Raw genomic sequence first — 12,931 nt, 5'->3', positions numbered from 1 at the left:
TTCTGCCTGACTAAAACCAGCGTCGAGCACCCACGGGCGCATCAAGACGCCACAACCAGCGACAGGTCCCGGCGACTCAATCCCACGACATTCAAAGTTTCCGACCGCAATGAATGTCACGAAAGGGTCAACCGGGACCGTCGCGGTGCCACGGGGGTTACTGGCAGTTCGCCGGCTCCTTGCACGAGTACGTCCGGGTCACGCTGGCGCGGAAGCCATCCGTCCGGTTGGGGCCCAGCGGGATGCACTGGCCCAGGGTGTCGGAGATGTTGCAGCCGCCCGCCGGGCAGTTCGCCGCCACCGTGGAGGTCAGCAGCGTGCGCGCCTGGCTCATCGCCGCGCCGCAGGTGGCGCCCTCACCCGAGCGCGTCGCCGTGTAGCGCGTGCTCCCGCACGTACACGCGGGCGGGCAATAGGTGCGAATGCCATCACACTCCACCCAGCCGCCGTTGTCCGGGCTGGAGGTGCACGTGCTGCCCGCCGACGAGCACGTCACCGGAATCCCGCTCGGACAGGACTGCTCCACGCTGCACAGCGCCGCCTCGGAGGACTCGAGCACGCCCTGCTCCTCGCTCGGGTCCCCGGCGTTGCACGCCGTCAGTCCAAACATCACGACAGCCACCACACTCAACAGCCCACGGGTTCGAAGGTTCATGCGCCGGGACGCTAGAACCCCCCGTGAAGCCACATCAAGAACGGAAAGGTCTCCACACCCTCTCTACCAGGAGAGAGTGGGAGACCTTCCCACGCGCGGCCCGGCGCTCAGGACTTGGAGACGGGGCGGTAGCGGATGCGGTGCGGATTGAGGGCGTCGGGGCCCAGGCGCTTCTTCTTGTCCGCCTCGTAGTCCTCGAAGTTGCCCTCGAAGAAGAAGGCCTTGCTGTCCCCCTCGAACGCGAGGATGTGCGTGGCGATGCGGTCCAGGAACCAGCGGTCGTGGCTGATGACCACCGCGCAGCCCGCGAAGCTCAAGAGCGCGTCCTCCAGGCTGCGCAGCGTCTCCACGTCCAGGTCGTTCGTGGGCTCGTCGAGCAGCAACAGGTTGCCGCCGCTCTTGAGCATCTTCGCCAGGTGCACGCGGTTGCGCTCGCCGCCGGACAGGTCCTTCACGCGCTTCTGCTGGTCCTGGCCCTTGAAGGCGAAGCCCGCCAGGTACGCGCGGCTGGGCACCTGGCCCGCGCGGCCCAGGTCCAGGTGGTCCAGCCCGCCGCTGACCTCGTCGAACACGCTGTTGTCGCCGTTGAGCGCGTCGCGGCTCTGGTCCACGTAGGCCATCACCACCGTCTCGCCAATCTTCAGCTCGCCCGCGTCGGGCTTCTCCGTGCCCGTCATCATCCGGAACAACGTCGTCTTGCCCGCGCCGTTGGGGCCGATGACGCCCACGATGCCGCCCGGCGGCAGCTTGAAGCTCAGGTCGTCGATGAGCAGCCGGTCGCCGTACGCCTTGCGCAGGCCCTTGGCCTCCACCACCAGCCCGCCCAGGCGGGGCGCGGGCGGGATGATGACCTCGCCCGTGGCGTCGCGCTTCTCCTGGCCCTGGTTGAGCAGCTCCTCGTACGCCGCGATGCGCGCCTTGCTCTTGGCCTGGCGGGCCTTGGGCGACTGGCGCACCCACTCCAGCTCGCGCTTGAGCGTCTTCTGGCGGTGGCTCTCCGACTTCTCCTCCAGCTCCAGCCGCTTCTGCTTCTGGTCCAGCCAGCTGGAGTAGTTGCCCTTCCAGGGCACCCCCTCGCCGCGGTCCAGCTCCAGGATCCACTCGGCCGCGTTGTCCAGGAAGTACCGGTCGTGGGTGATGCAGACGATGGTGCCCTTGTACTCCTTGAGCGCCTGCTCCAGCCACGCGACGCTCTCCGCGTCCAGGTGGTTGGTGGGCTCGTCGAGCAGCAGCAGGTCCGGCTTCTCCAGCAGGATGCGGCACAGCGCCACGCGGCGCTTCTCACCACCGGACAGCTTCGTCACGTCCGCGTCGCCCGGCGGCAGCCGCAGCGCGTCCATGGCCATCTCGATGGTGCGGTCCAGCTCCCAGCCGTTCACCGCGTCGATGGCGTCCTGCAGCCGGCCCTGCTCGGCCAGGAGCTTCTCCATCTCCGCGTCGCTCATGGGCTCGGCGAACTTCGCGCTGACCTCGTTGAAGCGGTCCAGCGAGGCGCGAATCTCCTTCAGGCCCAGCTCCACGTTGCCCTTCACGTCCAGCGACGGGTCCAGCTGCGGCTCCTGCGCCAGGTAGCCGACCTTCGCGCCCGGGTCCGGCTTGGCCACGCCGAAGAACTCCGTGTCCACGCCCGCCATGATGCGCAGGAGCGTCGACTTGCCGGAGCCGTTCGGACCGATGACGCCAATCTTCGCGCCGGGGAAGAACGACAGGTAGATGCCCTTGAGGATCTCCTTGCCGTTCTTGACCTTGCGCAGGTCCTGCATCGTGAAGATGAAATTCTGGGCCATCTGGGGCTTCCTGCTCTGAGCGGGTGGGGGCTCGCGGATACCAGGGTGGAACAACGCACTCAAGGCGAGAGCGTCCCGCCCCTCGGCGGAAGTCCACTGCCCGCCTCACCTTCCCCTCTCCACCCCGCCGTGCTTGGCTCCCGGGCTCATCGCGTCCGGCACCACGACCCACTTCGCCCCCCCGAGGTCGCCATGCGCCGCCTTCCCCTGTTCGCCGTCCCCCTGCTCCTGTGTGCCTGCCAAGGCCCCGAGGTCGCCCAGGACACGCCCGCCCCCACCCAGGGCGAGCAGCCTTTGACGACGCTCACCGGCACCATCCATTCCTGCAACATGCAGGGCTTCGGACGCCCCACCTTCACGTGCGAGGGCATCATCAGCGGCGGTACCCCGCCCTACGGCTTCAACTGGGTCGGCGTCAGCAACGCCACCATCCTCACCATGCTGCCCATGGGCGACGTGCTGTCGCGCGCCAACGGCCGCTGCACCGCCGGCCTCCAGGCCCACGTCCAGTACATCGTCTGGGACTCCGCGGGCGCCTCCGTCACCACGGACGTCTTCTTCCCCTGCACGGTGTGACAGGGCGCCCGGACGCGCGGTCCCTCTCCCGAGGGCGCAAGGCACGCCGCCTCCTCGCGGGGTGAGGGTCGACACGACACACCTCGTCATCCCCGGGCGCATGCGGGCTCTCACAAGCCAAGCGCCCCGCCATCGAAGGTGTTACACGAGGCGGCGCCATGTCGACCCCCACCCCCGCCCTGGAGCTCCAGGGACTCACCAAGCGCTACGGCGACTTCACCGCCTTGCAGCAGATGGACCTCACCATCCGGGCAGGGGAGATCTTCGCGCTGCTCGGCCCCAACGGCGCCGGCAAGACGACGATGATCGGCAGCGTGTGCGGCCTGGTCCGCAAGACGGCCGGCACCATCCGCGTCTTCGGCCAGGACCTGGACCAGGACAGCGTGGGCCCGCGCTACCAGGTGGGCCTGGTGCCGCAGGAGATCAACTTCGACCCGTTCTTCACCGTGGCGGAGTCCCTGCGCATCCAGCAGGGCTTCTACGGCCAGAAGCAGGACGAGGCCCGCGTGGACGAGGTGCTCACCGCGCTCAACCTCCAAGGCAAGAAGGACTCGCTCACGCGCGCCTTGTCCGGCGGCATGAAGCGCCGCCTGCTCATCGCCAAGGCCCTGGTGCACAAGCCCAGGCTGGTGTTCCTCGACGAGCCCACCGCGGGCGTGGACGTGGAGCTGCGCCGCGACCTCTGGACGTACGTGCGCAAGCTGGCCTCCGAGGGCACCACCATCGTCCTCACCACCCACTACCTGGAGGAGGCGGAGGAGCTGGCCGACCGCGTGGGCATCATCAACGAGGGCCGCCTGCTCATGGTGGAGGACAAGGCCACGCTCTTGCGCCGCTTCGGCGAGAAGCGCGTCGTCGTCAGCTTCACCGAGCCGCAGTCCAGCCTGTCGGAGGCCGCGCGCCGCTTCACCTCGCGCCTGTCCGAGGACGGCCGTTCGCTCACCTACGTCGAGCGCGAGGGCGCCGCCCCCGCCGGGGACTTGCTGCGCGTGCTGTACGCGGAGGGGCTCCCCATCGCCGACGTGGAGACGCGCCGCTCGCGCCTCGAGGATGTCCTCCTGGAAGTGCTCCGCGGTCGTCCCTCGCCCCAGGCCGCCTGACCCCACCCCTTTCTCGCGCCCGCCCACGAGGACGCGCCTTCCCAAGGCGACGCCTCGGGGCCGCGCCGCCATGACACCACCATGAACGTCCTCGGGATGCAGACGCTGTTCGTGAAGGAGGTCCGGCGCTTCATGCGCGTGCCGGGGCAGACGGTCCTCTCTCCGCTCATCAGCACCACGCTGTATTTCATCGTCTTCGGCTACTCCATCTCCGGCCGCGTCGCCGAGGTGGAGGGCTCGCCGTACCTGCACTTCATCGTGCCGGGCCTGGTCTTCCTCGGCATCGCCAACAACGCCTTCCTCAACAGCTCCTCGTCGCTGTTCATCACGAAGATCCAGGGCACCGTGGTGGACCTGCTCGTGGCCCCGCTGGGCCCCGGCGAGCTGATGGCGGGCTTCATCGGCGGCGCCATGGTGCGCGGCCTCGTCGTCGGTGGCCTCACCTGGGCCGTGGCCGGCCTGTTCACCGGCTTCAGCCTGGAGCACGCGTGGGTGGCCGCCTACTTCCTGCTCATCGCCTCCTACGTCTTCAGCGTGCTGGGCCTGCTTGCTGCCGTGTGGGCGGAGAAGTTCGAGCAGATCAACTTCTTCCCCACCTTCGTGATGTTGCCCCTCACGTTCCTGGGCGGCGTCTTCTATTCGGTGCGCGAATTGCCCGCGCCCTGGAGCACCATCAGCCTCTTCAACCCCATGGTCTACATGGTGGAGGGGCTGCGCTACGGCATGCTCGGCAAGAGCATGTTCTCCCCCGCGCTGGGCGCCGGAATCCTCGCGGGCGTCGCGCTGGTGGCCACCGCCGCCGTTTACTTCGTGCTCCGTTCGGGCTACCGGATGAAGGCATGAGACCCACCCGGACCTTCACCCCATTCCGTCAATGTGGGGTGACAGACGACTGGCCATTTCCCGCACGGTGAGAAAGGGAGATATCCTCCCGGACACATCATGGCGGTGCCATTCGGTAAGTACGAGTTGCTGCGGAAGATTGCGTCGGGCGGAATGGGCCAGGTGTTCCTGGCCCGTGAGCACGGCACGGGATTCGAGCGGCTGGTGGTCCTCAAGCTCATCCTCCCGCACCTGGCGGAGGACGATGAGTTCTTGTCCATGTTCCTGGACGAGGCCGGGCTGGTGGCCCGTCTCACCCACCCCAACCTCATCACCATCCTCGACCTGACGCAGATTGAAGGGCGTCACTGTCTCGCCATGGAGTACGTCCAGGGCGACGACGTGCGGCGGCTGGAGAAGTTCTCCCGGACCCAGGGCAAGCCCCTGTCGGTGGGCCTCATCCTGCGCATCATCGCGGACGCGGCCGCGGGGCTGCACTACGCGCACCAGGCAAGAGACCCACAAGGCCGGCCCATGCGGCTGGTGCACCGCGACGTGTCCCCGCAGAACATCCTGGTCGGCTTCGACGGCGGGGTGAAGGTCATCGACTTCGGTGTGGCCAAGGCGGCCACCAGCAGCGCCAACACCGCCACGGGTGTGCTGAAGGGGAAGTACCCCTACATGTCCCCGGAGCAGGCGAGCGGCCTGGCCATCGACGCGCGCAGCGACTTGTTCGCCCTGGGCGTGGTGATGTGGGAGCTGCTCACCGGCAAGCGGCTGTTCAAGGGCGACTCCGACCTGATGACGCTGCGGCTGGTGAAGGACTGCCAGGTGCCCAGGCCCTCGCAGCTGAACCCCAAGCTGCCACCGGGGCTGGATGAGGTGGTGCTCAAGGCCCTGGCGCCCACGCCCGAGGAGCGCTACCCGGACTGCGGCGCGTTCCGGCTGGCGCTGGAGGACTACGCGCTCAACCTGCGGCTGCCCACGAGCAGCGCGCACCTGTCCGCGTACCTGCGCGAGCTCTACAACGAGCGCATCTCCACGGAGACGGACCCGGCGAAGCTGGACCAGCTGGCCGAGGACGCGGACCTGGACTCGCGCTCCAACTCGTCGTTGAGCGGCGTGGGCCCCTCCGCGCAGGGCGCGCGCACGTCGGCCTCGCGCCAGCAGCGCAACGTCACGCCGGGCACGCGCTCGCGTCAGGCCGTGGCCGCCGCGGTGGGCGGGCCCGTGGTGCAGGACCGCACGCGGGGCACCTCGCCCATGGAGCGCGTGGTGGAGCCCAGGCGCGTGCCGTGGGTGCCCGTCATCGTCGTGAGCGCGGCCCTGCTGGTGGCCGGCGCCGCCATCGTCTTCCTGCGCGGCCCCGCGAGCGTCACCCCGCCGGCGGAGAAGCCGCCCGTGCAGGCCGTGGTGGTGGAGCCGGAGAAGCCGCCCGCGCAGCCCACGAAGCCGCCGCCCGTGGAGCCGGTGAAGACGGTGGAGCTGCCCGTCATCACCGAGCCGCCCGGCGCCACGGTGAGCATCGCCGGCGAGGAGCGCGGCGTGACGCCCATGAAGCTGGCGCTGGAGAAGGGCGCGCCCATCGTGTCGGTGACGCTCGCGCTCGCGGGCTACGAGCCGGTGACGCGCGAGGTCTCCGCCGCGGACGACGAGCTGCGCCTGGAGCTGCGGCGCCAGGGCGGCAAGTCCCCTGGCACCACGAAGCGGCCGCCCGGGGGCACCCCGAGCGGCAACCTGGGCATCAAGACGGGCCGCTGACGGCCCGCCTCATCCCCGCGTGAAACTCAAGGGGTGGCCTGGGGCCGCCCCTTGCTCTTCGCGGCGGTGGAGGTGGCGCCCTTCGAGCCGCCCGCGGCCCCCCGAGGCATCGCCGGGGGCTTGGGCTTGGCGAAGGCATCGATGAGGGGGATGCACAGCGTGGCCACGTCGAGGATGGCCTTGTCGAAGTCCGTCTCCGCCGTCACCGTGGGCGCGAGCCGCAGCAGCCGGTCCGCCTCCTGGGTGTGCTCGTGCCAGTCGACGCCGCCCACGCTCCCCGGCTTCTCGTCGCGCGCGAAGCGGACGATGGCGTCGAGCATGTGGCCGGCCCAGGCCCTGTCCTTGTCATTCATGAACCCCTGGTTCGGCGGGCCCAGCTCCGTCGTCCCGAGGAAGAACGGAATCTCCTGGCCGTGGGGCACACCGTTCGGGCTGCGGGGGCGCAGCATCTCCGCGGTGTAGTCGAAGGCGTAGCGCCACACCGGGTTGCCGCGGGACGCGTGGAGCGTGGCCAGGTAGCGCGGCAGCACGGCGAACACGAAGTCGCGACACATCCTCCGGCCAATCTCCCGGTCCCCCAGCTGCTTTCCGTACAGCGCGCGAACCGTGTCCGCGAGCCCGCCGAGCTTCTCCAGGATGGTGCCCGGGTCGATGCCGAAGGAGGCCACCACGCTGGAATCATCGCTGGTGTTGCCGATGACGAGCGGCAGGTCCAGCTGCTCCCCGGCCAGGAAGGTCTCCCGGATGCCCAGGGGCAGCACGGAGTCCCCCGCGATGGGGCAGGGGGCGTTGTTCACGTCCGACGGCAGCGGCCAGAAGCGCTCCGCGGGGAGGGCCCGCAGCTTCTCCATGGAGACCTCGTGCCAGTCCAGGCCCAGCCGCTGGGCGGTGGCCTCGCCGCAGTATCTCGCGTCCGCCAGGGGCTTCTCCGCGAGCACATACGAGCTCATGGCCACGCCCCGGTGGAACAGGTCCCGGCCGCGCATGAGCGGTGAGCAGTAGAGGGCCAGCACGCTCTTGGCGCCCGCGGACTCGCCCATGAGGGTGACATTGCCGGCGTCCCCGCCGAACAAGGCGATGTTGTCCTTCACCCACTCCAGCGCGAGCATCTGGTCCAGGAGCCCGAAGTTGGCGGGGCCGTTCGGCTGCTCCTCCTGCAGCTTCGGGTGCGCGAAGAAGCCCAGGTGGCCCAGGCGGTAGTTGAGGGTGACGACCACCACGTTCTTCATCGCCAGCGGCGAGCCGTCGTAGGCCTCGAAGCGCGAGGCGCCGAGCACGAAGGCGCCGCCGTGGAGCCACACCACCACGGGCAGCTTCGCGTCCACGTCCAGCTTCGGCGTCCAGACGTTGAGGTGCAGGCAGTTCTCGTCCGGCTCCCCGGGGTCCCCGCCGCCGGACTCGATGCAAGCCTGCCTCGACTGCATGGAGGCCGGGCCGTACTCGGATGCATCCAGGATGTGACGCCACGGCTGGGCCCGCAGCGGCGCCCTCCAGCGCAGGTTGCCCACCGGCGGCTGCGCGTAGGGAATCCCCTTGAAGACGAAGACCGGGCCCTCCACCAGACCCTGCACCTGCCCTTCCTTCGTGCTGACCACGGGCGACCTGCTGGCGTTCATTCGCTTGGCTCCGTTGCTTGGATGACTGTCCATTCGGGTGAAAAGACACACGCCACCAGACTCCGACGAGACCGCTGCTCGTCGGGAAGCACGGACCCGAACGCCGTGAATCCATCTGGATGCGCGGGCCGGGTGATAGGACTTCGGGACAATCCCTCGCAACCACGCATCCACGCGTGTCTCGTGGAACGGGCGCTGGAAGACAGACACACCTCGACGCCCCTCCCCCGGGTCGGAGGCGGATGTCTCGGTGGATGTATCGATGCGCCCTGGAGTCGGCGTGGGACGGGCTTCGCGAGGCGGGCCCCGCACCGCCGCTCCCAGGTGCGGGGAGCGGCGGGGGCCACGCGCCGGCGGAGGCGGGGCCTAGCGCTGGAAGTGGTCCGCGATGACGCTGGCCACGCAGCAGGTGAGCTTCTTGCCGGTGGGGATGTGCAGGAACTCGTTGGGGCCGTGCGCGTTGCTGCCCGGGCCCAGCAGGCCGGTGATGAGGAACTGCGCCTCCGGGAAGCGCTCGCCCAGCATGCCCATGAAGGGGATGGTGCCGCCCTCGCCCATGGCCATGGCGGGCCGGCCGAAGTACGTGCCGGACGCGGACTCCACCGCGCGCGACAGCCAGCTGGCCAGCGGCGGCGCGTCCCAGCCGATGCTGGCCTTGTCACCCTCGAAGGACACCTTGGCCTGGTACGGCGGGTCCTGCTCCAGCGCGTCCTTGAGCGCCTTCTGCGCCGCCTTCGGCTCCAGGCGCGGGGGGATGCGCATGGACAGCTTCACCGTGGTGAAGGGCCGCAGCACGTTGCCCGCGCTCTGCAGGGGCGGCAGGCCGTCCACGCCCGTCACCGACAGCGCCGGACGCCAGGTGCGGTTGAGCACCAGCTCCGCGCCGTCCTCGGACATGGGCTTCATGCCGGACACCCAGGGGAACTTGCCGAAGACCTCCTCGCCCAGCACCTTCGCCGCGGCGCTCGCCTGCTCGCGGCGCTCCTTCGGAATCTCCACGTGCAGGCCGTCCACCTTCACGCGGCCCGTGGACTCGTCCTCCACGCGCGAGAGCACCTGGCGCAGCACGCGGAAGCTCGACGCCACGATTCCGCTGGCGTCACCGGAGTGCACGCCTTCCGTGAGCACGTCCACGCGCAGGTTGCCGGCCACCATGCCGCGCAGCGACGTGGTCATCCAGAGCTGGTCGTAGTTGGCGCAGCCCGAGTCCAGGCACACCACCAGCGACGGCTTGCCGATGCGCGGCGCCAGCGCCTCGATGTACGCCGGCAGGTCATAGCTGCCGCTCTCCTCGCACGCCTCGATGAGGATGACCGTGCGCGCGTGGCCCACGCCCTGCTCGCGCAACAAGCGCAGCGCCGCCAGGGACGCGAACGCCGAGTAGCCGTCATCCGCGCCGCCTCGGCCGTAGAGCTTGTCGCCCTCGCGCACGGGGGTCCACGGCGTCAGGCCCTCGCGCCAGCCCGTCATCTCCGGCTGCTTGTCCAGGTGGCCGTACATGAGGACGGTGTCGTCCCCCTTGGTGCCCGGCACCTCCATGTAGATGACCGGCGTGCGCTCCGCGCCCTGCTCGTTCTTGAGGCGGATGACCTCCAGCGTGAGGCCGGGCAGGTGCGGGGCCTGCGCGCGGCACCACTCCACGATGAGCTGCACCGCGGCTTCCATGTGTCCGGCCTTCACCCAGTCCGGGTCGAAGGCGGGCGACTTGTTCGGGATGCGGATGTAGCGCTCGAGCGCCGGGAGGATCTCCTTCTCCCAGATGCGGTCGGAGGACTCGGTGGCGGTCTGGACGTTCAGGACGTTCATGGCCGCGATGCTGAGCACGGGAGGGCCCCCCTGTCGACACCGGCAAGGCCCCTCGTAAGGCCATGACGCGCCGCCCTGATGGGGCCCATCGGCGCGCCTGTCACCTGCTTCCCTGGCGCCCACACGAGGAAGCACCGCGTCAGCGCGCGGTGCCCCGTGGGACTTCACGGGCGGTCAGCCCCGCTTCGCATCCGCGTATCGCATGACGACGGCGCCGGGGCCGCTGAGCCGGAGCGTGCCGCCGGTGAGCGGCGAGGCCGACACGTCTCCGCCGAAGCGCGGCGCGTCGCTCCACAGCACCACCTGGGCGTCGGCGGGCACCGCGTGCTCCACCTCGCCGCGCAGGGCCACCAGCACCTGGAGCACCTGGCCTCCGCCGCGCCGCTCCAGCACCAGCGCGTCCGGGCCCACCGCGCGAGCGTCATAGGTGCCCCGGCGCGCGTCCGTGAGCGTGGGGTCCGAGGCACGCAGCGCGAGCAGCTCGCGGTACAGGGCCAGCACGCCCGCGTGCTCGGGCCGCTGGGCCTCGCTCCAGTCGAGCCGGGAGCGCGTGAAGGTGTCCTGGGCCTGCGGGTCGGGGACCTCCTCGCCCGCGAAGCGCGAGAAGCCGGCGAACTCGCGACGGCGCCCCTCCGTGACGAGCCGCCCCAGCTCCGCGTGGTGGTCCGTGAAGTAGAGGAACGGCGTGCTCGCGTTCCACTCCTGGCCCATGAAGAGCAGCGGCGTGTACGGCGACGCGAGCAGCAGCGTGCTCATGGCGCGGAAGGCCGCCGGGGACACGTCGTGGCCCAGCCGCTCGCCCAGGGGGCGGTTGCCCACCTGGTCATGGTTCTGGATGCAGTACACGAAGCGCCACGGCTCCAGTCCCTCCGCCTTCGTGCCGCGCGCGTGGCCCAGGTTCTTCGACGGCTGGCCCTCGTAGAACCAGCCCCGCACCAGCGTGCGCGCCAGGTCCTCCGCGCTGCCCGTGTAGTCCTGGTAGTAGCTCTCCGAGTCCCCCGCGAAGGCGCGGCGCATCTGGTGATGGAAGTCATCCGCCCAGACGCCGTCCAGGCCGTGGCCGCCCTCGGATGCGGGCAGCATCAGCTTGCGCTCGTTGCGCTCGTCCTCGGCGATGAGCACCACGCGGCGGCCCGGAGCGCTGGCGCGGGCGCGCTCGGAGATTTCGGTGAGCAGGTGGGGCGTGCCGTCGTCGACGATGGCGTGCGCCGCGTCCAGCCGCAGGCCGTCCAGGTGGTAGTCGCGAATCCACATCTCCACGTTGGCGAGCACCATCTCCCGCACGAAGCGGCTGTGCTCGCCGTCGTAGTTCACCGCGTCGCCCCACGGCGTGTGGTGGCGGCCGGTGAAGTAGTGCGGCGAGAAGGCCCGCAGGTAGTTCCCGTCCGGGCCGAAGTGGTTGTAGACGGCGTCCAGCACCACCGCGAGCCCCGCTGCGTGCGCGGCGTCCACCAGGCGGCGCAGCCCCTGGGGTCCCCCGTACACCTGGGCCGGCGCGAAGAGGTCCACGCCGTCGTAGCCCCAGTTGTGACGGCCGGGGAAGCTCGCCACCGGCATCAGCTCCAGCGCGGTGATGCCCAGCTGCTTGAGTTCGGGCAGCCGGGGGATGAGCGCCTCGAAGGTGCCCTCGGGCGTGGCGGTGCCCACGTGCACCTCGTACAGGACGAGCGAGCGGGGCTCCACGCCCTCCCAGCCCGCGTCCGTCCACGCGAAGTCCGCCGTCACCACCTCGGACGGGCCATGCACGCCCTCCGGCTGCGAGCGCGACCACGGGTCCGGGAAGGGGCCCTCCCCGTCCACGCGCAGCTTGTAGCGCACGCCCGCGCCCTGCCCCTCCAGCACCGCGCCGAAGCAGCCATCCGCCTCCGACGTCATGGGCAGCGCGCGACCCGGCGCGCCCTTCGCGTCGAACAGGACCACCTCGACCCGCGAGTGACTGGGAGCCCAGACCCGCCAGCGCACCCGGGGGCCCGCCTCCACCCATGCACCCAACGAAGAGGTTTGAGACGGCTTCACGTTCCGCTTCTCCGACAGAGCACCCATGAGGGGCATCCCTGTAATGCGCTCGGGCCTGCCTGGGGAGCACTTGCGCGCGAGGAGGTCCGAGCCGTCCCCCGCGGATGTTCACGGGTGGGCGTTCCCGCCCGACACGGGGCCACCGCTCGTCCGCCTCAGTGCAGCGTGGGCTCGCGGTGCAGGAGGAAGGGGATGATGACGTGGCGGAGCAGCGGCAGCTCCAGGTGCGTCATCGCCAGCAGCGTGTGCCCCTCCAGCCAGCGCACCTCGTCCACGAAGGGACGCCACTGCCAGCCGGCCCCACGCGGGTACTCCACCTGGAGCGAGGCGCGTCCGTCCACGCGAGAGACGCCGTCGCGCAGCACCAGCGGCACCGAGCGCGAAAGCCCCCCCTCGCGCCGCACCAGGTTCACCCCGTCGCGCCCTCCCGCCGCGAAGTCCTTGCCCCACCAGCCACGCAAGCCCAGCAGCCCCAGCCCCTGTCGCACCAGGCCCTGGAACCAGGCGGGCCCCAGCAGCTCTCCCCGGTAGCGCCCCGGCAGCGTGTCGCGCGCGGGGGTGGGGAGGGTGCGGAACAGCGCTCGCCACTCCCCGTACCGGCGCGGCTGGGTCACGGGCACGAGCGAGGGCAGGGACAGGGATGGGAGGCTCATTCCCCCACGCTATGCAGCCGGACGCCCCGCGCCCGCGCGCACCTGCCCGTCCGCCCTCCCGGGGGCTGGGCGCCGGGCCCTGCCGCTCGGGAGGGGGCTCGAGCTCGCCGGGCTGCTTGTGGACACCCCGGAGCGCCGG

The 12,931-nt window shown here is 70.4% G+C and carries 10 protein-coding genes; 4 read left to right on the top strand and 6 right to left on the bottom strand.

All coding sequences use genetic code 11. The features are described from left to right. Nucleotides 1-157: 157 nt before the first annotated feature. On the bottom strand, nt 158-613 hold the full coding sequence (locus tag AC6JA9_RS03035; RefSeq protein ID WP_223749831.1) for a hypothetical protein: 456 nt from the start codon (nt 611-613) through the stop codon (nt 158-160). 149 nt (nt 614-762) lie between these two features. Beyond that, nucleotides 763-2,442 carry an energy-dependent translational throttle protein EttA gene (gene ettA / locus AC6JA9_RS03030; protein ID WP_141327170.1) on the bottom strand — a complete coding sequence of 560 codons (1,680 nt, stop codon included), beginning with the start codon at nt 2,440-2,442 and terminating at the stop codon, nt 763-765. A gap of 192 nt (nt 2,443-2,634) precedes the next feature. Between ettA and AC6JA9_RS03025 the strand changes: the two genes are divergently transcribed. The 4 genes from AC6JA9_RS03025 (at nt 2,635) to AC6JA9_RS03010 (ending at nt 6,701) form a co-directional block, all read left to right on the top strand. Next, nucleotides 2,635-3,018 carry a hypothetical protein gene (locus AC6JA9_RS03025; RefSeq protein WP_223749829.1) on the top strand — a complete coding sequence of 128 codons (384 nt, stop codon included), beginning with the start codon at nt 2,635-2,637 and terminating at the stop codon, nt 3,016-3,018. 158 nt (nt 3,019-3,176) lie between these two features. Then, entirely contained in the window at nt 3,177-4,118 is a 942-nt protein-coding gene (locus AC6JA9_RS03020; RefSeq protein ID WP_223749828.1) for an ABC transporter ATP-binding protein, read from the top strand. An 81-nt stretch (nt 4,119-4,199) separates the two neighbouring features. Then, nucleotides 4,200-4,961, top strand: coding sequence for an ABC transporter permease (locus AC6JA9_RS03015; RefSeq protein WP_223749827.1), 762 nt, complete (start codon nt 4,200-4,202; stop codon nt 4,959-4,961). 99 nt (nt 4,962-5,060) lie between these two features. Next, complete coding sequence (locus AC6JA9_RS03010) at nt 5,061-6,701, top strand: serine/threonine protein kinase (protein ID WP_497959052.1); 1,641 nt, start codon at nt 5,061-5,063, stop codon at nt 6,699-6,701. Between the two features lie 26 nt (nt 6,702-6,727). Here the strand turns inward: AC6JA9_RS03010 and AC6JA9_RS03005 are convergent, their stop codons facing one another. From AC6JA9_RS03005 to AC6JA9_RS02990, 4 genes are all read right to left on the bottom strand, one after another. Continuing rightward, a complete protein-coding gene (locus AC6JA9_RS03005) occupies nt 6,728-8,317 on the bottom strand; it encodes a carboxylesterase/lipase family protein (protein ID WP_497959051.1) in 1,590 nt (529 codons plus the stop codon). 366 nt (nt 8,318-8,683) lie between these two features. Beyond that, nucleotides 8,684-10,123: a M20 family metallopeptidase gene (locus AC6JA9_RS03000; RefSeq protein ID WP_223749824.1), complete on the bottom strand. Its 1,440-nt coding sequence runs from the start codon at nt 10,121-10,123 to the stop codon at nt 8,684-8,686. Nucleotides 10,124-10,297: 174 nt separating this feature from the next. Then, a complete protein-coding gene (treZ, locus tag AC6JA9_RS02995) occupies nt 10,298-12,166 on the bottom strand; it encodes a malto-oligosyltrehalose trehalohydrolase (protein WP_497959050.1) in 1,869 nt (622 codons plus the stop codon). Between the two features lie 128 nt (nt 12,167-12,294). Then, a complete protein-coding gene (locus AC6JA9_RS02990) occupies nt 12,295-12,792 on the bottom strand; it encodes a hypothetical protein (protein WP_223749822.1) in 498 nt (165 codons plus the stop codon). Between the last annotated feature and the right edge of the window lie 139 nt (nt 12,793-12,931).

The organism is Myxococcus sp. MH1, from assembly GCF_059738865.1.
This window is presented reverse-complemented; position numbering and strand designations above follow the sequence as displayed.